The sequence below is a fragment of the uncultured Limosilactobacillus sp. genome (genome assembly GCF_934202705.1).
Classification (GTDB): Bacteria; Bacillota; Bacilli; order Lactobacillales; family Lactobacillaceae; genus Limosilactobacillus.
This window is the reverse complement of the sequence record NZ_CAKPYE010000001.1, coordinates 64628-89425: the sequence shown is the minus strand read 5'-3', so window position 1 is coordinate 89425 and position 24798 is coordinate 64628. Positions and strand designations below refer to the sequence as shown.

The window sequence follows — 24798 nt, the reverse complement described above, 5'->3', positions numbered from 1 at the left end:
ATAATAGATGGACCATCTCCCGGAGCTTAGCAGCAACCGGGTTTTATTTTTATAAGGAGAAAATTATGACTAAAGACTTGGTATCATTAACTCATTTTGTGAGTGTTGAGCACCTAACTGTTCCAGAAATTAACGCCTTAATTCAACGGGCAGAATTCTTTAAACAGGGCGGTCAAGTGCCAATGCTTACGCAACCAGTGTACGTTACGAACATGTTTTTTGAAAACTCGACGCGGACTCATACGAGTTTTGCCATGGCCGAAAAAAAGTTGGGACTAACTGAAATCCCGTTTGATGGGTCACACAGTTCACGAAGCAAGGGTGAAACCATGTACGATACATGCTTGGTTATGAATGCTCTTGGTGTTGATTTAACCGTAATTCGTGATTCACAAAATGAATACTATGAACCGTTAGTTCATCCTGCTGCCGATCATCATCTGAACATCGGAATTGTCAATGCTGGTGACGGAAGTGGACAACATCCGTCCCAGAGTCTGTTGGATATGATGACCATTCATGAACACTTTGGCAGTTTTAAAGATCTAAAGGTTGCGATTGTTGGCGATATTACTAATTCCCGAGTTGCCCGGAGTAATATGGAAATTCTGACCCGCTTAGGGGCGAAAGTCTACTTCTCTGGTCCGGAATACTGGTACGATCATGCTTTTGACCAGTATGGCGAATATCGACCATTAGATGATTTAGTTGATCAGGTTGATGTAATGATGTTATTAAGGGTTCAGCACGAACGACATGCTGGTGACGTCAACGAAAGTGAATTTGATGCAGCCAAGTATCATGCAGAATATGGTATTAATCAAGTACGTTATGATCGTTTGAAGCCAGAATGCTTAATTATGCACCCAGGACCAATTAATCATGGCGTGGAATTAGCAGGCAATTTAGTTGAAGCACCAAAATGTGCTTTCTTCCGTCAAATGCAAAATGGGGTCTTTATGCGAATGGCAATGTTAGAAGCTGTGTTGCGAGGGCGTAAATTAGGAGGATTAAAGTAATGAAAGCACTCATTAAGAATGGGATGGTCGATGTTGAAGGTCAACTAATGGCTGCAGATATTGTGATTGAAGATCAGACTATTCAATCAATTGGTCAACCACGCAGTTTTCAAGAATCATTTGATCAGATTATTGATGCAACGGATCAATTAGTTACACCAGGTCTTGTTGATGTTCATGTTCATTACCGTGACCCTGGCGAAACACAAAAGGAAACCATTCGAACTGGTTCACGAGCAGCAGCACACGGTGGGTTTACCACGGTGGGGGCAATGCCAAATTTGCAGCCCAGCCCTGATACGCCAGAACAAGTTGCAAAAATGGTGAAGCGTAATCATGAAGAAGGGGTGGTTCATATTAAACAATATGCGACCATCACTAAGGGACGGACTGGTAATGAATTAGTTGACTTTGCCGGAATAAAAAAGGCGGGTGCTTTTGCGGTCAGTAATGATGGATCAGGGGTTCAAACTGCTGCCACGATGTATCGAGCAATGCAAGCGGCTGCCAAGGTTGGGTTGCCGTTGGCAGCCCATGTTGAAGATAATTCATTGCTGTTTGGTGGTGTGATGACAGAAAGTGACCGTTCCAAGCAACTGGGCCTACCGGGAGCACCGAGTGTATCTGAATCAGCCCAAGTGGCTCGTGATCTTGTTCTAGCAAAGGCAACAGGAGTTCACTACCATATCTGTCATGTTTCCACAAAGGAAAGTATTCAAATGGTCCGGTTTGCTAAGCAACAGGGGGTGAATGTGACTTGCGAAGCCTCACCACACCACCTCCTGTTAACGGTTGATGATATTGATGGTCAAGATACTAACTACAAGATGAATCCACCGCTGCGGACGGCAGCAGACCGTGAAGAATTAATTCGCGGACTCCAGGATGGCACAGTTGATATGATCGCGACTGATCATGCGCCACATACGGTTGCGGATAAGCCAGCAGATTTTCGTCAAGCAGCCAATGGAATTACTGGTAGTGAGACTGCATTTAGTGAACTTTATACGAAATTGGTAAAAACTGGAATTATTAGCCTCAATAAGTTGTTGGATTTAATGACGGCTAAGCCGGCTGATCTTTTCAACCTGAATCAAGCTGGACATCTCGCACCGGGGAAGCCAGCTGATATTGCGATCTTTGATTTACAGCATCCTGCGGAAATAAAAGCGTCTAACTATGAATCGAAAGGAATTAACACGCCATTTACGGGTGATGAGGTTTATGGAACAACCGTAATGACCTTAGTTGATGGACGAGTGGTTTACCGGCGAAAGGAAAATTAATATGAAGCGATATTTAGTATTAGAAGACGGGAGCGTCTTTACTGGAGAAGGCTTTGGCTCTGAAGCATCAACAATTGGCGAAGTCGTATTTAATACTGGAATGACTGGTTACCAAGAATCAATTACAGATCAATCTTATGCCAACCAAATTCTGGTATTTACGAACCCTTTAATTGGTAACTATGGGGTTAATCTAGACGATCTAGAAAGCCTTGAACCACAGATTAAGGGAGTGATTTGTCATCAGTTAGCTCGGCGGCCAAGCAGTTGGCGGATGCAAGATACACTTCCACATTTCTTACAACAAAATGGTGTTCCGGGGATTCAAGGAATTGACACACGGAAATTAGTGCGTCAATTACGAAACCACGGAACCCTTCGTGGAACAATTGTTGATGATGTTACCAATGTTGAAGAAATCATCGCTAAGTTAAAAACAACCCAACCAACGAAAGGGATTATCCAAAAGGTTTCTACTAAGTCAGCTTATCCTAATCCAGGTACCAAACGAAACATCGTTGTGGTTGACTTTGGAATTAAACACAGCATCTTACGTGAGTTAGCCAAGCGCGATTGTAATGTAATTGTGGTTCCATGCTCGACAAGTGCTCAACAAATAATGAATCTTCATCCAGATGGAGTACTACTCAGTAATGGGCCTGGTGATCCAGAAGAAATGACCGCCGCAGTTCAAATGGTGGCCGAAATTGAAAAGCACTACCCCCTATTTGGGATTTGTATGGGACATCAAATTTTCGCCTTAGCTAATGGTGCCAAAACCTACAAGATGAAATTTGGCCACCGTGGTTTTAATCACCCAGTGCGAGACATTGCCACTGGCAAGATTGCCTTTACTTCGCAAAATCATGGCTATGCAGTTGATGCTAAGTCGGTGGATAAAGATCGCCTAATGATTACTCATGAAGAAGTCAATGATGGTACTGTTGAAGGACTTCGTCACAAACAATATCCGGCATTCTCGGTTCAATTTCATCCGGATGCAGCTCCCGGGCCTCACGATGCGGATGCACTCTTTGATGACTTCATAAGTATGGTTGATCAGCAAAAGGAGGGACTATAATTATGCCCAAACGGAAAGATATTCACAAAATCATGGTGTTTGGATCGGGACCAATCATTATTGGTCAAGCTGCAGAATTTGATTATTCTGGAACGCAGGCCTGTCTGGCTTTAAAAGAAGAAGGATACGAAACGGTTCTCGTCAATTCCAATCCAGCAACGATTATGACTGATAACGAAATTGCTGACCACGTTTATATTGAACCATTGACGGTAGATTCCGTTTCTCGCATTATTCGGCAAGAATATCCGGACGCAATTTTGCCAACTTTAGGTGGACAGATTGGGTTAAACCTAGCAGTAGCGCTTGCCAAAACCGGTTTATTAGATGAATTGGGAATTCAATTACTCGGGACGAAGCTTGACTCGATTGATCAGGCCGAAGATCGGGAACGGTTTAAGGAATTAATGCAACAGCTCCATGAACCAGTGCCGGCTTCGCAAACTGTATCAACAGTAGACGAGGCATTAGCCTTTGCTCACCAAATTGGTTATCCAGTGATTGTTCGTCCCGCCTTTACAATGGGTGGCACTGGTGGTGGAATGTGTCATGATGATGAAGAATTAAAAATGATTGCCGCCAATGGTTTAGATCTTTCACCAGTGACGCAATGTTTGATTGAAAAGTCAATTGCTGGATATAAGGAAATTGAATTTGAAGTGATGCGAGATGCTAAGGATGATGCAATGGTTGTTTGCTGTATGGAAAATTTTGATCCGGTGGGAATTCATACGGGAGATTCGATTGTGTTTGCTCCCAATCAAACTTTATCTGATCGTGAATACCAAATGTTACGTGACTGTGCATTGAAGCTCATTCGTGCATTGAAGATCGAAGGTGGCTGTAACGTTCAATTAGCTTTGGATCCGAATAGTTACCATTATGATGTCATCGAAGTTAACCCCCGGGTTTCACGTTCATCAGCTCTGGCCTCAAAGGCGACCGGATACCCAATTGCCAAGATGGCAGCCAAGATTGCGGTGGGCCTAACCCTTGATGAAATTATTAATCCGGTAACTGGGACCACCTATGCGGAATTTGAACCCGCTTTGGACTACGTTGTTTGCAAAATTCCTCGGTGGCCGTTCGATAAATTTACTCGTGCCGATCGAACCCTTGGCAGTCAAATGAAGGCAACCGGAGAAGTAATGGCCATCGGTCGAAATGCTGAAGAGGCGTTTCAAAAGGCTGTCCGATCACTGGAAATTGACACGTGCGACTTCTTTTTGCCGGAAGCACACCAAGCGATGGATGTCGCACTTGAAGACAAACTTGTGCACGCACAAGATGATCGGCTATTTTACATTGCAGAAGCATTTCGTCGTGGTTACTCGATTGAAGATGTGCATGAGCTAACGAAAATTAATGATTACTTTCTCGATATTGTTAAACACATTATTGAATTGGAGGGGTTAATTCAGAATGGTCGTGACGATGTAGAAGTTCTTCGTGAAGCCAAGAAGTATGGATTTAGCGACGCAACGATTGCTCATCTCTGGCAAACGACTGCGGATAGTGTTCGAAAATTGCGTTTAGCTAATGGTATTGTGCCAGTTTACAAAATGGTAGATACATGTGCAGCTGAGTTTGCATCCGCCACCCCGTACTTTTACAGTACCTATGATCATGAAAATGAAAGTCAAAGGTCAACGAAACCTTCCATTTTGGTAATTGGTTCTGGTCCAATCCGCATTGGTCAAGGAGTTGAATTTGATTATGCAACGGTCCACTGTGTTAAAGCAATTCAACGACATGGCTATGAAGCAATCGTGATGAATTCTAATCCCGAAACTGTTTCTACGGATTTCTCAATCTCAGATAAACTCTATTTTGAACCGCTCACGTTGGAAGACGTTTTAAACGTTTGTGACTTGGAACAGCCAGTGGGGGTAATTGTTCAGTTTGGTGGGCAAACTGCGATTAACTTGGCCGCTGGTTTAGATCAGCACGGGATTAAAATTCTGGGCACTAGCGTTAAAGATCTTGATGCCGCAGAAGATCGGCGAATCTTTGACCAAGTGATTAAAGACCTGCAATTAAAGCAACCGGTTGGTTTAACGGCAACGACTCATCAGGGTGTGATCGAAGCAGCGGATAAAATTGGTTATCCGGTGCTGGTACGACCAAGCTATGTACTTGGCGGTAAAGCAATGGAGATTGTTTATAATGAACCGGAACTAGAACAATATCTTCACGATAATACCAATGTTGCTAGTGACCACCCAATTCTCATCGATGCCTACCTTGAAGGTCGAGAATGTGAAGTCGATGCCATTTGTGACGGTAATGATGTTCTCCTTCCGGGAATTATGGAACACATTGAACGGGCTGGGGTGCACTCGGGTGACTCAATGGCAGTTTACCCACCACAAAGTTTTGACCATGATATTAAACAACAAATTGTGGATGCAACGAAAAAATTATGCATTGCGTTAAAGTGTATTGGGATAATGAATATTCAGTTTATTATTCATAATCATGAAGCATATGTTCTAGAAGTTAACCCGCGTGCTAGTCGAACGGTGCCATTCTTGAGTAAAATTACCAGCATTGAAATGGCCCAAGTAGCAACACGAGTGATTCTCGGTGAATCGCTGAAGGAGCAAGGCTATCATGATGGACTTTACCCAGAACCACAAACGGTTCATGTGAAGGCCCCAGTCTTTAGCTTTAATAAGTTGGATAATGTTGATGCCTTCCTTGGCCCGGAGATGAAGTCCACCGGTGAAGTTATGGGTAGTGATCTAACTTTTGAAAAAGCATTATATAAGGCTTTTGTCGGCGCCAAAATGAAATTGCCAGAAAATGGTAATGTGCTGTTAACAATTGAAGATAATGATAAACAGGCAATCCTGCCAATTGCTAAACGGTTTGCGAAGATTGGTTACCGTCTGTTAGCAACTAGTGGTACCGCAGAATTTTTACAAAAGAATCATTTACATGTCGAAGTGGTAGATAAAATTCATGATGCTGGTGATCATAATATTTTGGATGCCATTCGTAATCAGGTCGATATTGTTATTAATACAATGGGCCATGATTATCAAAAGACTTCCGATGGCTTTATTATTCGCCAAACAGCAATTGAACATAACGTACCGCTACTAACCGCTTTGGATACGGTTGATGCACTATTGAGGGCGCTTGAAAATCGCTCATTTGCAACGCAAGCACTTTAAAAATATGAGGAGTTTTCATATGAATGATCAAATTAAGGTAACATTGCCAGGACTTGAGATGACAACACCATTAATGCCAGCTTCCGGAACTTTTGGCTTTGGTGATGCTTGGGGATCCGATCAGGTTGACTTTAACCAACTAGGTGCACTTGCAATTAAAACCACCACGCCAGAGGCAACCACTGGTAATCCGCAACCGCAGATTGCTAAATTAACTGATGGCGTGATGAATTCAGTTGGCTTGACTAATCCCGGCGTCGATGCGGTAATTAGTGAAAAGTTACCGAAACTGCGTTATCGTTATCCTAAACTGCCGATTTTAGGGAGTGTTGGTGGTGCTAGTCAAGCTGAATATGTCACAGTAGCTCAGAAATTAGCGAAAAGCAGTTTCGTGAATGCGCTGGAACTCAATGTTTCGTGTCCAAATGTTGCCCATGGTGGAATGTCTTTTGGGGTTGATCCACATGCAGTGGAAACGATTACGCGAGCGGTTAAGGATGTTTCTGGAGATGTCCCCGTTTATGTGAAATTAACCCCGAATGTTACTGATATTGTCGAGATTGCAAAGGCTGCCGAGGCTGGTGGTGCTGACGGGCTGAGTTTAATCAATACGGTCCTTGGGCTTCATATTGATATAAAAAGTCGTCGTCCGGTCCTTGGTAATGGAATGGGCGGTTATTCTGGGCAGGCGATCAAGCCGCTGGCTGTTCGGATGGTCTACCAAGTGGCGCACGCAACCAAACTGCCGATTATTGGTCAAGGCGGAATTGAAACCGCCGCGGATGTGATTGAATTTTTCATGGCAGGAGCGAATGCTGTAGCGGTTGGCGCTGCGCACTTTAAAGACATTAACGCCTGTCCACACATTGCTCACGAACTACCAGGACTTCTCAATCAGTTAGGAATTCAATCATTGCAAGATTTGGTTAACGAAGTGCGTGGTTAATAAGTTGTTGAAATGAGATCGGTTGAATGAAGATATCGATCTCATTTTGTTTAAAAAATAATAAATTATTGCTTAATCATGGTTCCGTAGACTAAAATTCGCTACAATATTAAAGTTATTGATTGGAAAGTAGGGATCATGGGTGCAAATTGTCCAAAGATTAATTAAATATTGTTGTCTGTTGGCCATTGGCGCAGGCATTGGTGTTAGTGGAATGTCTGCTTATCAATATGAGCACTTATTACACCAACAACGTCAGTTTGCTGAACAAGATTCACGTTCATCTAAAATTATTGGTGGTTTAACTAAGCGCCAACGGACAGCGCTGGCCGCGCTGAATTATCAGTCTGATCAATCTGTTATTATGTACGTTAACCATGGTCGCTCAACTTTGAATCCCCGTTCGTGGACAAATAACCGAGTTGACTATCAGCCATTAGACCAGTTGGGACGGACTTCTCATGGAAATACAGCCTTTTTAGAATACCATAATCATGCGGATACCTCGCTACGGTCTGATCAAAACACGCAACCAGCTGGCTGGCATGATAATTATGGTGGTAATTTAGTGTATAATCGGGGACATCTCATTGCATATTCTTTGACCGCTGGGATTAACTCTAATACTGGGAAATATCAGCCAACCGTAATTGGCGATCAAAATAATCCCCAAAATTTGTTTACAGAAACTGATTTTATTAATCAAGAAGTTCAAACGATCTATGAAGCGAAGGTCCGCCATGCCATTGAACATGGTCAGCGAGTGATTTATCAGGTCACCCCAATCTTTCGTCATCGTGAATTGGTGCCACGGGGCATTAATTTGCAAGCACTTTCTACTAATGGACAGTTGAATTTTAATGTCTATATCTTTAATGTTGAACCTGGAGTTAAAATCAATTACCAAGACGGCTCATATGTTATGGATACAGGAATGAAAATTCCGGTTCCATTGAATGCGGTGAGGGCCGCTGATAATCAACACCAAACTAAGTCGCAATTTGAGTTTATTGGCAATTATCAACGACCCATTGCTACTCATCCGCGTCAGTATATCCGGAAATGGTAAAGTAATAAAAAAGAAGAGGAACTCAATGAATTTACCAGTTGAATTTCAAAAAAAATATCGGCAATTACTTGGTGATGAGGCACCAGCCTTTTTAGCGTCTTTTGATCAGCCTAGTATTAGCGGCTTTCGTCGTAATCCATTGAAAAATGGTCTTCCACAAGCCACAATTGAACACGCCACCGGTCAGGTACCATCAGTTCCAGATGGTTATTTTGGAACCGTGAATGGACATTCACTGGATCACGTGACCGGTTGGGTGTATAGTCAAGAACCATCGGCGATGTATGTTGGCGAGGTCGTTGACCCACAGCCTGGCGAGCGGGTACTAGACCTTTGTGCAGCTCCCGGCGGTAAAAGTACCCACTTAATTGCAAAAATGAAGGATCAAGGATTACTGGTCGCCAATGAAATTTTCAAAAAGCGCGCCCAGGTTTTAGCTTCCAATCTAGAACGGTGGGGGACTCAAAATACGGTTATCTTAAATGAGCGACCCGATAATTTAGAAAGGCACTTTCCCGCCTTTTTTGATCGAATCTTAGTTGACGCACCATGTTCTGGTGAAGGAATGTTTCGTAAAGAACCAGCGGGAATTGAATACTGGAACCCGGACTATCCAGCTGAATGTGCTAATCGCCAACGCAAAATTCTCCAATCAGCGCTGAAAATGCTTAAAGCTGGTGGTGTGCTAGTATATTCAACCTGCACCTTTGCTCCAGAAGAAGACGAACAAAACATTGCCTGGCTTTTGAAACAATACCCAGCTCTGGAAATGGTCCCAATTAAAAAATTTCCCGGAATGGATAATGGGCGTCCAGATTGGGCCGATGGCAATCCTGAATTAACGAAAGCCTTACGAATGTTTCCGCACCATTATCGGGGGGAAGGACATTTTATTGCTAAGCTCAGGCTTCGATCACAAAGTGTCTTACCACAGCGTCATTCTAGAAAACGGCAACGTGCTCATTCAAAGGTACAGTTAACTAAAGAAGAACATAAATTGTTTGTGGATTTTCAAAAGCAATATTTACCACGCCAGTCTTTTAAAAATTTGATTAAATTTGGGGATCAGCTCTATTCTCTCCCTAAGGAGATGCCAGCATTGGCTGAGTTGCAAGTGCAGACACCGGGACTTCATTTAGGAACTCTAAAAAAACGGCGCTTTGAACCCTCGCTTGCATTAGCGTTGAGCCTTCAGCCCGAACAAATCGTTAACCGAATCCTAATTACTATTGAGCAATGGCGCCAGTATGTCCATGGTGAAGTATTAAGAGTTGATTCACCACAAGCGAATGGCTGGTATTTATTAGTTTGTGATCAGCATTCCGTTGGTTTTGGTAAAATGGTTAACGGAACAATCAAGAACTTTTTCCCAAAGGGATTACGGTTTTAAGGAGAAATTATTATGAGTGAATATTGTGTAACCACGGACTTACAGTCGGAAGAGTGGCAATTAAAGAACCAAGCTCGCGGCCATGTTTTTTTTGCGGATCAATGTAAAGAGAATGGTACTGATGCAGGGCCAAACCCGGTTGAATACCTTACTGGGGCCGTTAACTCATGTATTGCGATGTCTGCTGGAATGATTATTAAGAGCAAAAAATACCCGGTTAGTCATTTTAAGGTAACTACTCAGGCGGTGACGAACAAACTAGTTCATGGGCAATCAGTAGTTGATCGAATGACGATTGACATCAACTTCACATCTTCAATGACTCCTGAAGAAAAGCAAAAATTTGTTGATTTTATTCTTCACGTTTCAACTGTTTATCAAACAGTTTCACATTGTGTCAAAATGACAGTGAAGCTCAACGCTTAATTAATAGTAAAATAAATTAAAGCCCAAAGTTCAGATTGCCGAACTTTGGGCTTTTTGTTTATTGTCGTTGTTGGATGTAATTAATGAGCTCATTTCCATATACTTTGGGAACATTGACTAAATCGTTAAATGTGTGGCAGCCAAGAATCGCCATGATCCCGATAATTTCTGTTTGCCATTGTTTAACCGTTCTTAGTAGACCATCTTCGCCATTTTGATAATATTCATGCAGAAAATATCCCGCTACCCCAACGCATTTTGCCCCCATGGCACCAGCTTTAATGACATCAAGCGGACAGGTGATTCCACCAGAAGCGATAATCGAAAGGTGATTGAGGGTTTGGGCTTCGATCAGTGATTCAGGTGTCGTTAATCCCCAAGCATGCAGGTCATCAAAATTCGTTTGATGGTTACGGCGATTTTCAATTTGGGCGAAGTTAGTGCCTCCTCGTCCAGCAACGTTAATGATTGTTACGCCATGTTGTTTTAATGCGGTCAAATTCTCTTTGGTCATTCCAAAGCCAACTTCTTTGATAATTACTGGAACAGTTATCTTTTCGACTAGTTCCTGAATATGAGTTAACCAATGAAAATTACGGTCTCCTTCAGGCATGATCATTTCTTGAGCACCATTCAAATGAATTTCTAAGGCATCTGCATGAATAAGATTAATTGCTGCTTGAGCTTGCTGAACAGTAACGTTGGCACCTAGATTGGCGATTACTATGCCATCAGGATTTAATTCTCGGACAATGGTAAAAGAATCGTTAAACTGTGGGAGTTTAAACATGGTAGCTAGTGATCCGGTTGACATTGCTAATCCTGTTTGGTTCGCCACCCTTGCTAGTGCTGCGTTGACTGTTTTAGCCTGGCTACTGCCACCCGTCATTGCCTCAAAATAGAATGGCCACTCAAAATGCAGATTGTGAACTGAAACTGTTGATTTGACTTCCGTTGTCTTTATTTCTGGAAGAGCATTTGGTAATACACGGACTTGATCAAAAGGATGCTCCTGGTGCGCACTAGAATAAAACTTTTCAGCTAAGGAGAGATGTTCATTTTTACGTTTTGCATGTTCTAAGTCCATATTGAGCGCTCCAAATTTACTTTAATTTAATGGTGTAACGATGAATATTATTCATAAAGTGAACGGTTAGGGGCAGGTGTTCAATCTTTTCCATCGTCCATTGTTTAATCATTTCCTGAATATTGGCATTGGCATCAATTGCCACGATTCCACAATCACCGCCACCGGCCCCAGAGGTTTTTGCAGCACCGCCAAAGTGTTCGGCAATTTGACAGAGTTGCCTTAACACTGGAGTTTCAATTTGGACTCCAGAACGGCGCGCTAATTCTTGGAGGAGTGAGCGATTATAACGGATTTCATCTTGTATCATTGACAAACTGCCTTCGTGAAAACCATTAATCATCTTTTGAATACAGGTACGGCTGGCATTCAAAAATACTTGATATTGTTCTTGTTGCCGAGCTTTGAAAACGGCAATTTTATCTACCAATTGGGAAGTTGAAGCCGGCTTGCCGGTCCAGCCAATTACTAAAGATAAATTAGCCGGGGCAGTCAAAGATTCAATTTTCAAGTCTGGCCAGGGAAGGTTAAGTAACGTTGTTAAGTCAAGAAATTTACGTTGTTCAGCTAGCCATTGCCGATCAAATGAATGGTAAGCAATCCAGCCACCATAAACAGACGCTGCTACATCACCAAGCGAACCATTACCTTGGACAGAAAAATGGGCAATGGCTGCCAATTTAAAAATTCGGTCATTATCGACAGGAAGCTGATAAAACTTGCACAAGGCCTTGACAGTGGCCACGGTGACCGCTGCTGAAGAACCCAAACCGTACTTTTTCCCCGAAGCATTATCTAATTCACTATCAATATGGAGATCGTAAACACCTAGTGGTTGATTCAATGTTCGAGCATATTCCTCAGTGACTTGGATGGCCGAAAGAATATATGAAAATGGATTATCACGCTGATCTACGACCATTTGATCTCCGTGTCGGTGCCACTGAACAGAATTATTTTGGTACTGATGACTAATAATTTGCCCAGTTTCATTAGTTGAAGCTTCAATGGAACAGTACACAAATTGATTTAAAGCAACTAAAATTGCCGGGAACCCATTTTCAACGACGGCATATTCACCGGCAATATAAAGTTTTCCTGGTGCTTTTTCTGTAATCACGATTGAAATACCTTCCCAAATTTAGATTAAATGTGCTCCAGGACCTGGTTGAGCTACGATCAGATGGTCTTGACCAAACACTGGAGCAAGTTGATTAATAATTCGTTGGCGATCCTGCCGATCATAGATAACTTTGACGTTCGGACCTGCGTCCATCGTATAATAGCAGTTTAAACCTTGTTCACGCAAGCCTTTGATTAAGTTGATTGCTTTAATGGTTCCGCCATTAAAATAGGTAAAGGCTGGGTCTGCAGACAATGTTAACGCATGCATCCGCATGGCGTTTTCCTCAGCAATATGACCAATTTGTTGAATGTCATGGTGTTGGATGGCGGTTTTCATTGCTATCATATCCTGTGCAACAATTTTGGTCCAAGCTGGATAAAATGGGGAAGTGGTAACTGATAATTGCATGCCACCACGACTAGGCACCTTTTTTTGTTTCGTATCAATCAAAATGGCCAGCATTTCGATTCCAAAATTAACGTGTTCAATGATGGGCTCAGCGTAAGAACTAGCATCATCACTGCCTGCGTGCCACTGAACTAAACCGCCAAAAATGGAACGGGTTGCTGATCCAGAACCGCGACGGGCAAGGCGGGAAAGCTCTCGGGGAGATAGGTGAAGACCGGCAGCGCTGCTGGCTGCCAAAGCCAGTGCCGCAAATGCTGATGCGGAGGAGGCAAGCCCAGCTGCCATTGGAACGTGATTATATGAATTAATTTTAGCAAATTGAGGGTGCTGACTTAACGAACGAACTTGATCTAAAACCCTGGTTACTTTACTAAGTTTATTTGTAGCGATTGGTTGACCATCAATTATCAATTGGTCTTGTTTTAAATGATTATTAAATTCAACGGTTGTATCAGTATAGAATTTATCGAGCGTTAATGACAATGAGTCTGTTTGTGGGATGATCAATTGTTGATCTTTTTTCCCCCAATACTTAACTAAAGCAATGTTGGTATGAGCGCGTGCGCTTGCTTTCATGATATGTCCCCTTTATTAAATGGCTGGATCCAGGTTGCGGTTGCCCCATGCTCTTTTAAGATGCTGGCGATTTTACGAGCCCCTAAAGCGGATTGTGTGATGGCAAACATGCACCCGCCACGTCCACCACCAGTTAACTTGGCACCAAGTGCATGATGAGCTATTGCAACTTTTACTAATTGATTCAGCTTTAGATCACTTACCCCGAGCTGGTCAAGTGCATGATGAGCGGCAGTTAGTTTTTTACCGAGCACGACTGCTTGGTTATTTGACACGGCAATTCGACTTTCTTCCGTCAACCGACCAAGCTGATTTAGTAATGTATTTGTCATTTCTGGCTGTCGAAGTAGTTTCTCTTTGACGGTATTAATTGCTTCACGAGTAGCACCTTTAATTCCGGTATCTGCAATTACCATTGTTGCATCTAAATCTAATTTAATCGGCGTTCCCTTTGCTCCCTTTTTAAACCAGACTGGTTTATTTGAACTTACGGTGGCAGCATCGAGGCCACTAGGACTGCGGTGGGTAATTTTTTCTTCGACATCTGCCCATTTTAATAATGCTTTTCGATCAATGGGTTCATCATAATAGTCAAACATTGCTCGAATGATGGCTACAGCACACGCAGCTGAGGAACCCATCCCGCGTTCTGCAGGAATATCACTAACAATCTCCATCGTCCAACCATCTTGGTGCCCATCAAAATGATTCATTAATTTGTTAATGAGCTCGCTGATCCCGTTCATTTTTTCTGGAAGATTAGTCAGCAGTCCATTAAAATAACGGCTTTTTACCAATTGTTGGTGATTGTCATTTGCAGTTATCATCACCTTCGTTGTTATGTTGGCGAGCGGAAGCGCAATTGCTGGTTGACCATATACGACACTATGTTCGCCCATTAAGATAATTTTTGCATGACTATTACCGATTCCTTTTTTTTGCATGGTAAGAACATCGACCTGCTTTCTCAAAAAAGTCCAATCACCATTTTACCATTATTTTCATTCAGACGCCGAATCTTTGTGGAACCTTAATGTTTCATTACTAATGGTCAAGTGATGGGTTCCATAGTATGATAAGAAAAGATACTTATTTACGGAGAGTGGCAATCCCACGTAATAATTTTTAATCGTAGGTGATTATGACCATGAAAACTAGGCAACGACAACCAATTTATTCTGTTGTTGATTTAGAAACTACTGGAACCAGTTTTAAGAATGGTGATCGAATTATTCAAATTGGATTAGTGATGATTCAAGAGGGGCAAATTATTAACCATTTTGAAACACGGATCAATCCGTTGATGAAAATTCCCCGCAGTGTTCAACAGTTAACGGGCATCACTGATAAGGATGTTCGAAAAGCACCATTGCTAGAAGATGTCGCACCAACTGTTGAAAGCCTCTTGAGTGGCACAATTTTTGTTGCTCATAATGTCAATTTCGACTTTCCATTTCTAAACCATGAATTAGAACGTGTTGGCAGGGATCCATTAAGAATTTCTGCGATTGATACTGTGACGCTCAGTCAAATTTTAATGCCCACTGCTAAAAGTTACCGCCTGCGGGATCTTACCAGTTACCTCAAGATTGAACATGATCACCCGCATAGTGCTGTTTCTGATGCTGAAGCTACTGGAGTGCTTTTAAATGATTTACTTACCAAATTAAAGCAATTACCAACGGTGACTCTCAAAAAACTAGTGGAAATGGAAATGAATTTACCGTTTCAAACGGCGCGCCTTTTTCAAAGAGAATTAGATCGACGCGCACAGCATCCGCTGGCGTTAGCTAACGATCTTTTTATTAGTGGCGGAATTGCGTTACATAAGGAACGACCAATTGCGGTTGAGTCAGCTCAATCTATCCATTATCCCCGATTAAAACGGCAAAAGCAGCGCTTATTTAGTCATTATCTTGAATATCGACCGCTTCAGTCAAAAATGATGAATGCGATTTACAATCACTTTAGTCGTTCAGGAAATAACCAATTAGTTATTGAAGCCGGTACCGGAATGGGGAAGACTCTTGGGTACCTCTTACCCTTAAGTTATTTAACTTATCCGCAGCATAAAATTGTGATCAGCACTGCTACCAATATTTTACAAGAACAGCTCATCGCAAAGCCAATGGAGCAGTTAAACCAAGTATTGCCCTTTAACATGACTGCAGTAATGGTTAAAGGGAGTGCTCACTACTTAAATTTAAGTAAGTTTGTTCACTCATTAAGTGTTCACGATGATTCGCAACTTGTTCAAATGATTAAAGCACAAATTTTGGTGTGGCTGCTTCAAACCACTACTGGTGATTTAGATGAATTAAATTTGAATTCACAACGTTCCCCATTTTTTACCGAAATTCGTCATCATGGAATTGCTTCGCTATCAAAGGATGATCCTTTATATCGGTTTGACTTTCTTGTGCGTCGACAAAAAAAGCTATCGTTGGCAAATGTGATCGTGACTAACCATTCTTATTTAGTAGCTCATGCTCAAGAACTTGGGGCAACTAGTCCATTGACATATTTGGTTATCGATGAAGCTCAACATTTGAGCCAGAGTGTTTTGCGAAATTCACGCGATGAGATTAGTTTCCCGCGAGCAGCCGTGGCGGTTAACCAGCTCCAAAGCTTAACCGAAGATGAAAATGAGCAAGGACTAGCGAAGCTCTTCCAAAAGTTACCACTTGGACAGTATAATCTTGAATTAATGCGCTCTGATCTCCATGAATTTCGTGAAGCGTTAGAATACATTCAGCAGGCGCTATATGGGATGCTGGAACAAAGCAGTATTAACGATGGTGAAGAGTTTATAGAGAAATTGGTAGACAATCGTGATCTGCTGGAGTTATTATCTCCAGACAAATCGTTAATGATTCGATTAGAGCAGGCCTTAGCGAGTTTAAAGCTGCATTTTACCGCACTACAACATTTATTTAATGCACGAAATGAATCCTGGTTGAGCAGTGATCGTTACGTGATGAATCAAGTGGGGAGTCAAATGGAGGTCTTAGCGCACCTTGATGAACATTTTCGACTGGTTGTGCAGAATTTACGTGATGAAGATGATGCGGCCGTGTACTGGATTAATGTCCGTCAATCGAGTGAGCGAAGCACATTGCGGTTAACTGGTGGTCTACTAGCTGCTAACCACTATTTACGAGAAAATGTTTATGCATATTTCTACCGTCAATTGTTTGTTGGGGCCACCTTATTTACTTCGCAACGCTCTAATTATCTTTATCAGCAATTGGATTTGGACCCCAAGAATGTTAAAAGTAAAAGATTCCCGTCTGCATTTGATTATCAAAACAATGCGCGACTGTATATTGCGACAGATGCTGAAATGCCAAATCAACAAAACACTCATCCTTATATTAATTATTTAGCCAAAAGCATTTATAGAATTGCCCAAGAAAATCAATGCCAGACTATGATTCTATTTAATTCATTGGTAACCATTGAACAAGTTTATGGATTATTAAGGAAAACCGATCTTTTTAACCAGCGTGACATTCTGGCCCAAGGGATCAATGGCAATCGTGAAAAACTGCTGAAACAGTTTGCAACTGGAACTAATTCAATTCTGATGGGCGCAAACAGTTTTTGGGAAGGAATTGATTTGCCAAATCAACAATTACAATTATTAATCGTAACTAGATTACCATTTGATTCACCTGATGAACCATTTACAAAAGCAGAACATCAGTTATTGAAGCAACTGGGTCGCAACCCATTTTATGGTTCAGCATTACCAAAAGCTACGATTCGTATTCGTCAAGGAATTGGTCGGCTACTGCGGACCCCGCAAGATTATGGAGTGGCAACAATTTTGGATTCACGATTAGCACAACGGCGTTATGGGCAAACAATTATTAATGCTTTACCTAAGGGCTTAGTCGTGGAAAAAGTACCGACTAGTCAAATTGCAGCAAAAGCAAAAAAATTCTTAAAACAACGTCAACAACATACAAATGAAGATTAATTTGCTATAATGTTAAAGTTGTTAAATTGCTGAGGAAGGAAAAGACAATGCAAAGTCGGCGAGATGTTCAAAAAAAGCAAAACCGGATCAATGGAATGCGAGTTTTTCGCCGGATAGTATTAACGATTTTGGTGTTAATTTTAGTTTGTTGGATTTCGTTTGCGATTGCCAATCATCCGCGCCGACAGGCACGCCATGAGGCTTATTCAATGGCTAAACAGTATGCACACGTAGACCACCCCACCGGGTTCTACGTTTATAATCGTGATCGAACGTACTATACGGTTGCTGGAAAAAATCAACATAATAAACAGGTTCTGGTTATCATTCCCGATAAGGGCGGTCATATCACAATCATTAACCAGTCAAAGGGAATTAATCGCCAACAGGCAGTTGCTAGGGTCAGCTCTAGTGAACGACCGCGGCGAATTATTCGGACTGCTCCCGGTTATTTTAATGACCGAATTGTTTGGGAAGTTACCTATATTAATTCTAAGGGAGCATTATGTTATGATTTAATCAACTTCCATACCGGAAAGTTTGTTCAAAAAATTAATAACTTATAACTTTGAAGTGAGGGGAAAAGAATGGAAACAATTACGATCAGTCAAGCTCCACAACATGTCGGAGAAACGGTAAAAATTGGTGTATGGTTAACTGATAAGCGGTCAAGCGGGAAGATTGCCTTTCTTCAGTTAAGAGATGGGACAGGCTTCTTTCAAGGGATTATTCGTAAAAATGATGTTGACGAAAAAACTTTTGAAACTGCTAAGCATGACCTTCATCCAGAAACTAGTTTCGTTGTTACCGGTCAAATTGCTGAGGACAAGCGATCAAAGTTTGGTTATGAAATCCATATCAGTGATTTAGCAATTGTGGGAGCAAGTGAAGATTACCCAATTGGTAACAAGGAACATGGTATTGATTTCTTGCTGGACCACCGTCACTTGTGGTTACGTTCTCGTAAACCATGGGCATTAATGCGGATTCGTAGTCAAGTTAAACTTTCCACAATGGAATTTTTTGATAAACATGGATTTACGCAATTTGATGCACCACTACTCACTTCTAGTGCTCCGGAAGGGACAACTGAACTTTTTAACGTTGACTACTTTGATGAAGATGCCTACCTTTCTCAATCTGGTCAACTTTACGAAGAAGCTGGGGCTATGGCTCTGGGACGGGTCTATTCCATGGGTCCCACTTTCCGGGCAGAAAAATCAAAGACGCGGCGTCATATGACCGAATTCTGGATGATTGAACCAGAAATGGCATGGTGTCACGAAGAAGAAAGCGAACAAATTCAGGAGCAATATGTTGCTTACCTTATTCAAGATTTAATTGACAAGTGCCCAACCGAACTTGAAATGGTGGGTCGATCTGTTGAAAGTTTAAAGCCATTTACTGAGTTGCCATATCCACGGATTACATACAAGAAGGCCATTGAAATGCTTCAAAAGGGTGGACTAGATGTCAAGTATGGTGATGATTTTGGGGCACCGGAAGAAACTTTCTTGGCAGATCAGTTTAATAAACCAGTCTTTATTAAGAATTATCCACGGTCTATTAAGGCTTTTTACATGCCGACAGATCCAGAAGATGCCCAGCAGGTGATCTGTGCTGATTTGCTGGCTCCAGAAGGCTACGGAGAGATCATTGGTGGTTCAGAGCGTTCATATGATTACGAATATATCACTTCTAAATTGGAAGAAAATGGTTTAAGCAAAGAAGACTATGGTTGGTACGATGACTTACGGAAGTATGGTACGGTTCCGCACTCTGGATTTGGAATGGGGCTAGAACGCTTCCTTTCATGGGTGACCCTGCAGGATCACATTCGTGAAAACATTCCATTCCCACGGATGCTTAATCGGCTTCGCCCATAATCTTTCGCAAACTCCATTGGCAACTCGATTGTCATTGGAGTTTTATTTTTCTAAGGAAGGAGCAATCAAGTTGGATTCACAATCGTTTATGGAGCAGTATGTGACGGCTGGCAGCACAGTAATTAGTAATTTATTGTTACACCATTACCATGAAATTGGCATGTCAACTGCTGAGCTAATGGTGTATATTGAACTACGTTCTTATATTGATCGCGGTCAAAGCGACCCAGCTGTAACCCAGATTGCCAAGCACCTCGGTACTAGTGAAGATCAAGTTTATGACTTAATTAACCAAATGATTAAGGACCGACTAATGGTTCAAAAGATGGTGAAAAGTGCAGATGGTAAGGAAAGTATGCAGTATGACTTTGCCCCACTGTTGAATAAATTGAGGCGGCTGATCGAGCACCAAACAACTGCGACTAATCACCAACAGTCAAAAAATCAGCGGCAAAAATTATTTGCGGCTTTAGAAACTGAATTTGGCCGTTTATTAAATCCAATTGAAATGAGTTTGGTGAATGACTGGCTAGATCAGGATCATTATGATATTGAAGTGATTAAGTTAGCATTACGGGAGACAGTTTTGAATGGTAAATATAACTTCAAATATATGGATCGCATTCTTAGCAATTGGGCTCGGCAAAATTTGAAGACACCACAAGCAGTCAAAGCTGCGCAGAAGCAGTTTGATGAACAACACCATTACACCTCAAGCAATTCTGAGAAGCAAAACCATCCAACAGGCAAAAAAATTCCGATTTTTCAGATTGATCCCGCGGATTCTGATAAATCATAAGTTCCCCCAAAATTATTTAAGAATTAGTAGCTTTCAATAATTTTATGAATGGGTACGATATAATTAACGTAATCAAAAATAGCGGAGGAAAATAATGAAAACTACAACAAAAATCATTACTTTAGGTCTATTAGCGACCACAATGGTTGGTGTAGTGACGATGCCAACTCAAGCAGTCGTAGCTGATCAACAAACCACTAGTACAGCTAGTCAATCGAGCACATCGACACTTTCATCATCCTATGTTGTTTACGGTGCTGGCGCACCACAAAGCGTCTATAGTAACTTAAATGATACAATGGACGTTGATTCATCATTTAAAAAATTAACGGCGACAGCTGCTGATTATCGTCAATACATCGGCAATGATTCTTCAACGACCAATGCTGCGATGATCTCATCGGTATCAATTGCGCCAACAGATCCTGGGTCCGGAGTGAAGGTTAATATTCGAAAGTATAATGGTAAGTCTAATATTACTAAGGTAACTGCCCAGCAGTATGCAATGGTTGCACAAATGGCGGGGGTAACCGATATTACAATTAACGTTACTGCTAACCGTCCAGTATCTGGTGAATCAGCCTTAACTGGAGTTTATAAGGCGTTTGCTGCCGACGGTCATCAACTAAATCCGCAGAATACGAGTGCCGCTAATTCTGTGATGGATGCTACTCAGGGTGCCATTGATGCTAATTCAGATGATAAGAACTATGCAGGAAAGTTAATGGCAGCGGTTGGTGATGTCTCTAAACAAATTGCTCAGAAAAAGCAAAGTAATGGTGATTTAGCAACTAAGCAGGATATTCAAAAAATGTTAAATCAAGCATTGGAAAAGCGGGGAATTAATGACCAAACATCGCAAAGTCAACAGAGCAAGATTGCTAATTCTTTAGTTACCTTCCAAAACTCGCCAATTTCTTCAAGTAAGACTTACATTAATAACGTCACCAACACTATTAATAATGTAAAAAATTCAAGTGGAGACTTGATGAATAAGGCTAAGGAATGGGCAAATAGTGATTCAGCAAAGCATGCAGAACAGCAAGCTACTAACTGGTTCCAACGCTTGGCCGCCTGGGTTCGCTCTTTGTTTAATTAAAATTTTGGACAATTAAACTTAAAAAAGCTTTGTCATCTGATTGACAAAGCTTTTTTTGTGAACTTTTTTCTGAGGAACGTTTCTTTATCGGCGAATCATGGTAAGATATTACTTATTTTGAATAAGGAGAATGAACATTGACCAAGCATAATCAAGTTAGAAAAGGGATTCTGTGGGCAGCGATGGCTTCCTTTAGTTGGGGAATTTCGGGAACAGTTTTACAATTGATCTCACAAAACCTATCGATTTCTGCTTCATGGATGTTATCCACTCGGACTTTTTTTACCGGCCTAATTTTACTTATTATTAGTGCGGGCGTGTATCGAGGACAAATATTTAATGTCTTTAAGGATCGAACGAGTTTTATTTCTGTGTTAACGTACGCAATTTTTGGGTTAGCATTTAATTTATTGACGTTTTATTATGCAATTCAAACAGGAAACGCTTCAACAGCTACGATTTTACAATATTTATCACCTCTTTTTATTGTTCTCGGGTCTGTCGTTTTCCAACGTAAAATGCCAATGCGGAGTGATTTACTAGCGTTTGTTCTTGCGTTAATTGGAGTTTTTCTTTGTATTACGCGTGGTGATCTGACTCACCTAACGGTTCCATTTGTTTCGTTGATGTGGGGACTTGGTTCTGGAATTACTGCAGCCTTTTATGTGGTACTTCCTAAAAAAGCTGCAGAAAAGAATCCTCCTCTCGTTGTCCTTGGCTGGGGAACAATGATTGCTGGAATTTTATTTAATTGTATCCGGCCGTTTTGGGTTACCCCCCCACACATGACCGTGACGCTAGTATCATCTGTCGCTACGGTCATGCTTTTTGGCACAATCATTCCATTTGGAATGTTGCTTTATGCTTCACGGATAGCACCTTCTGATGTCATTAGTATTATGGATGCAGCCCAACCCATCACGACCAGCATTTTGAGTGTGATTTTTTTCCACCTCAATATGAATTGGGTGGAAGCGCTCGGCATTTTGATTGTGATTGTGGCCATTTATATTTTGCAGCGAGGACGACGAGAAAATACGGCGGTCGCCCCAGATTTAAATTCAGATGAAGTTGATATTCATTACTAAGTACTTTTATAAAGCGGTCTGGTTATCAGATCGCTTATTTTTTATCTTTTGTTAAATCAAATCACAAATTGGTACGAAAGTTTACAAATGAGCAAGCTGACAGACCATAAAATCAGCTTCAATTTACAGTGCTGATTTAACAGTAACGGTCAAGAAGTTCATGCACAATAATGACCGTGTAAATGTACACAAAATTGAATAATATAAAAAAAGGGGTAAAATACACTATGTAAGCGTTAACAGAATTGTCAATTATTAAGGAAGTGTAAGCATATGGCTCAATTAGATTTTGAAAAATTGAAGCATACTCCACAATATCAAACACTCCAAGTGTTAAATGAGAATGGGGAAGTTGTTAATCCAGATATGATGCCTAGTTTAACAGACGATCAATTAGTTGATCTTTTCAAGCAAATGATTTGGTCACGAATCATTGATGATCGAACTACCAAACTCAATCGGCAAGGGCGGTTAGGCTTTTTTGCACCAACCGCAGGAGAAGAAGCTAGTCAAATGGCTTCAAACTATGCGATGAGCAAGGATGATTACCTGCTTGGTGGTTACCGTGATGTTCCTGAATTAGTTAAGCATGGTCTACCGTTGGCTAAGGCGTTCATGTGGTCCAAGGGAATGGTTAATGGTAACAAATATGAAGCAGAATTAAACGCTATGCCACCACAAATCATCATTGGCGCGCAGTATGTGCAAACTGCTGGTGTAGCTTTAGGATTAAAGAAGAAAGGAACCAAGGCCTTGGCTTATACCTATACTGGTGACGGTGGAACTTCCCAGGGGGACTTCTATGAAGGGATGAATTTTGCCGGAGCCTTTCATGCACCAGCCTTATTTATAGTTCAAAATAACCTTTACGCAATTTCTGTTCCACGGGAATTACAAACTGCGGCACCAGTGTTAGCGCAAAAGGCAGTTGCTGTTGGCATTCCGGGGATTGTTGTTGATGGGATGGATGCTTTGGCGGTTTATACTGCTGCTCGACAAGCTCGTGATTATATTCTTGCTGGGAATGGTCCGGTAATGCTTGAAACATTGACTTACCGTTATGGACCACACACCCTTTCAGGTGATGATCCAAAACGTTATCGGACGCAGGAAGAAGAAGATGCTTGGCATGCTAAGGATCCGTTAACTAGAATGCGAAAGTTCTTAACGGGCAAAGGACTTTGGAGTCAAAAACAAGAAGCTACCTACGAACAAGAAGTTGAAGCGGAAATTGACGATGCAATTCGTGAAGTTGAATCACAACCAGCAGAATCAGTTACAGAATACTTGAAGAATGAATTTATTGAAACACCACCAGCAATTCAAAAACAAATTGATGAATACGCAACTAAGGAGGGCAAGTAATCATGGCAAAATTAACAATGATTAAAGCAATTACCAACGCCCTAGACGAAGAACTGGCTCATGATGATCATGTGCAAATTTTTGGTGAAGATGTTGGTAAGAACGGTGGTGTTTTCAGAGCAACAGAAGGTTTGCAAGCTAAGTATGGTAATGATCGAGTTTATGATACGCCATTAGCGGAGTCTGGAATTATCGGTTTGGCGAACGGATTAGCGATGCAAGGATTCCGTCCGGTTCCGGAAATTCAGTTTATGGGCTTTGTATTTGAAGCATTTGATCAAATTGCTGGTCAACTGGCTCGTGAACGGTTCCGAATGGGTGGATCACGTAAGTATCCAGTGACTATTCGGACACCGTTTGGTGGCGGAGTTCATACACCAGAACTGCACTCCGACAGTTTCGAAGGACTTGTGGCTCAAGTTCCTGGACTGCGGGTGGTTGTCCCAAGTGGTCCGTATGATGCTAAAGGGTTATTAATTTCATCCATTCGTTCAGATGATCCGGTGATTTATCTTGAACATATGAAACTGTATCGTTCTATGAAGGAAGAAGTGCCTGATGATGCCTACACGGTTCCATTGGATAAAGCAGCGGTTAAACGCGAAGGCAATGATGTATCAATTATTAGCTATGGTTACATGGTTCAAGCAAGTCTCAAAGCAGCTGATCAACTTGCTAAGGATGGAATCAATGCTGAAGTTGTTGACCTTCGAACCATTGCTCCACTAGATGAAGATACTATTTTATCCTCTGTTAAGAAGACGGGGAAAGTTGTTCTGGTCCAAGAAGCACAAAAACAAGCTGGCGTTAGTGCCCAAGTGGCAGCGTTAATTGCTGAACAAGGAATCCTTTCACTAGATGCACCAATTAAGCGAGTTGCTGCACCAGATACGCCATATCCATTTAGCCAAGGGGAATCGGTATGGCTACCAAATACGCAAGATATTATTAAAGCCGTTAAGGAAACGGTTAATTTTTAATGAGGT

General features: G+C 41.6%; 20 protein-coding genes. 16 read left to right on the top strand and 4 right to left on the bottom strand.

Annotated features, from left to right (window positions below):
* The first annotated feature begins 65 nt into the window (after positions 1–65).
* From Q0C76_RS00375 to Q0C76_RS00340, 8 genes are all read left to right on the top strand, one after another.
* A complete protein-coding gene (locus Q0C76_RS00375; protein ID WP_295728173.1) occupies positions 66–1019 on the top strand; it encodes an aspartate carbamoyltransferase catalytic subunit in 954 nt (317 codons plus the stop codon).
* Entirely contained in the window at positions 1019–2305 is a 1287-nt protein-coding gene (locus Q0C76_RS00370; protein WP_295728170.1) for a dihydroorotase, read from the top strand. Before Q0C76_RS00375 ends, Q0C76_RS00370 begins: the two co-directional genes overlap by 1 nt.
* Position 2306: 1 nt before the next feature.
* Positions 2307–3386: a glutamine-hydrolyzing carbamoyl-phosphate synthase small subunit gene (gene carA, locus Q0C76_RS00365; RefSeq protein WP_295728167.1), complete on the top strand. Its 1080-nt coding sequence runs from the start codon at positions 2307–2309 to the stop codon at positions 3384–3386.
* Between the two features lie 2 nt (positions 3387–3388).
* Positions 3389–6565 (top strand): carbamoyl-phosphate synthase large subunit, encoded by a 3177-nt coding sequence (carB, locus tag Q0C76_RS00360; RefSeq protein ID WP_295728165.1) that lies wholly within the window; start codon positions 3389–3391, stop codon positions 6563–6565.
* A 19-nt stretch (positions 6566–6584) separates the two neighbouring features.
* The gene (locus Q0C76_RS00355) at positions 6585–7511 is read left to right on the top strand and encodes a dihydroorotate dehydrogenase (protein ID WP_295728162.1); all 927 of its coding nucleotides are present in this window, start codon (positions 6585–6587) and stop codon (positions 7509–7511) included.
* Between the two features lie 142 nt (positions 7512–7653).
* Positions 7654–8580: a DNA/RNA non-specific endonuclease gene (locus Q0C76_RS00350; RefSeq protein WP_295728159.1), complete on the top strand. Its 927-nt coding sequence runs from the start codon at positions 7654–7656 to the stop codon at positions 8578–8580.
* A 25-nt stretch (positions 8581–8605) separates the two neighbouring features.
* On the top strand, positions 8606–9970 hold the full coding sequence (locus Q0C76_RS00345; protein ID WP_295728157.1) for an RsmF rRNA methyltransferase first C-terminal domain-containing protein: 1365 nt from the start codon (positions 8606–8608) through the stop codon (positions 9968–9970).
* 12 nt (positions 9971–9982) lie between these two features.
* Positions 9983–10396: an OsmC family protein gene (locus Q0C76_RS00340; protein ID WP_295728154.1), complete on the top strand. Its 414-nt coding sequence runs from the start codon at positions 9983–9985 to the stop codon at positions 10394–10396.
* A 58-nt stretch (positions 10397–10454) separates the two neighbouring features.
* On the opposite strand, the gene fni is transcribed toward Q0C76_RS00340, so the two are convergent.
* The 4 genes from fni to mvk are packed head-to-tail and all read right to left on the bottom strand — an operon-like array spanning position 10455 to position 14537.
* A complete protein-coding gene (gene fni / locus Q0C76_RS00335; protein WP_295728151.1) occupies positions 10455–11483 on the bottom strand; it encodes a type 2 isopentenyl-diphosphate Delta-isomerase in 1029 nt (342 codons plus the stop codon).
* Between the two features lie 16 nt (positions 11484–11499).
* A complete protein-coding gene (locus Q0C76_RS00330) occupies positions 11500–12603 on the bottom strand; it encodes a phosphomevalonate kinase (protein ID WP_295728149.1) in 1104 nt (367 codons plus the stop codon).
* A gap of 21 nt (positions 12604–12624) precedes the next feature.
* Positions 12625–13593, bottom strand: coding sequence for a diphosphomevalonate decarboxylase (gene mvaD / locus Q0C76_RS00325; protein WP_295728146.1), 969 nt, complete (start codon positions 13591–13593; stop codon positions 12625–12627).
* Positions 13590–14537 (bottom strand): mevalonate kinase, encoded by a 948-nt coding sequence (gene mvk, locus Q0C76_RS00320; RefSeq protein ID WP_295728144.1) that lies wholly within the window; start codon positions 14535–14537, stop codon positions 13590–13592. Before mvk ends, mvaD begins: the two co-directional genes overlap by 4 nt.
* Before the next feature lie 197 nt (positions 14538–14734).
* Between mvk and Q0C76_RS00315 the strand changes: the two genes are divergently transcribed.
* The 8 genes from Q0C76_RS00315 to Q0C76_RS00280 all read left to right on the top strand — a co-directional run bounded on the left by Q0C76_RS00315 (position 14735) and on the right by Q0C76_RS00280 (position 24792).
* Positions 14735–17575, top strand: a complete 2841-nt coding sequence (locus Q0C76_RS00315; RefSeq protein WP_295728141.1) for a helicase C-terminal domain-containing protein — start codon at positions 14735–14737, stop codon at positions 17573–17575.
* Positions 17576–17622: 47 nt separating this feature from the next.
* Positions 17623–18141 carry a DUF5590 domain-containing protein gene (locus Q0C76_RS00310; RefSeq protein WP_295728139.1) on the top strand — a complete coding sequence of 173 codons (519 nt, stop codon included), beginning with the start codon at positions 17623–17625 and terminating at the stop codon, positions 18139–18141.
* A gap of 21 nt (positions 18142–18162) precedes the next feature.
* A complete protein-coding gene (asnS, locus tag Q0C76_RS00305) occupies positions 18163–19461 on the top strand; it encodes an asparagine--tRNA ligase (protein ID WP_295728137.1) in 1299 nt (432 codons plus the stop codon).
* Between the two features lie 70 nt (positions 19462–19531).
* Positions 19532–20260: a DnaD domain-containing protein gene (locus Q0C76_RS00300; protein ID WP_295728135.1), complete on the top strand. Its 729-nt coding sequence runs from the start codon at positions 19532–19534 to the stop codon at positions 20258–20260.
* A gap of 94 nt (positions 20261–20354) precedes the next feature.
* Positions 20355–21359: a DUF1002 domain-containing protein gene (locus tag Q0C76_RS00295; protein WP_295728133.1), complete on the top strand. Its 1005-nt coding sequence runs from the start codon at positions 20355–20357 to the stop codon at positions 21357–21359.
* Between the two features lie 137 nt (positions 21360–21496).
* The gene (locus Q0C76_RS00290) at positions 21497–22447 is read left to right on the top strand and encodes a DMT family transporter (RefSeq protein WP_295728130.1); all 951 of its coding nucleotides are present in this window, start codon (positions 21497–21499) and stop codon (positions 22445–22447) included.
* Positions 22448–22720: 273 nt separating this feature from the next.
* Positions 22721–23812, top strand: coding sequence for a pyruvate dehydrogenase (acetyl-transferring) E1 component subunit alpha (gene pdhA, locus Q0C76_RS00285; RefSeq protein WP_295728128.1), 1092 nt, complete (start codon positions 22721–22723; stop codon positions 23810–23812).
* A gap of 2 nt (positions 23813–23814) precedes the next feature.
* Positions 23815–24792: an alpha-ketoacid dehydrogenase subunit beta gene (locus tag Q0C76_RS00280; protein WP_295728125.1), complete on the top strand. Its 978-nt coding sequence runs from the start codon at positions 23815–23817 to the stop codon at positions 24790–24792.
* Positions 24793–24798: the final 6 nt, after the last annotated feature.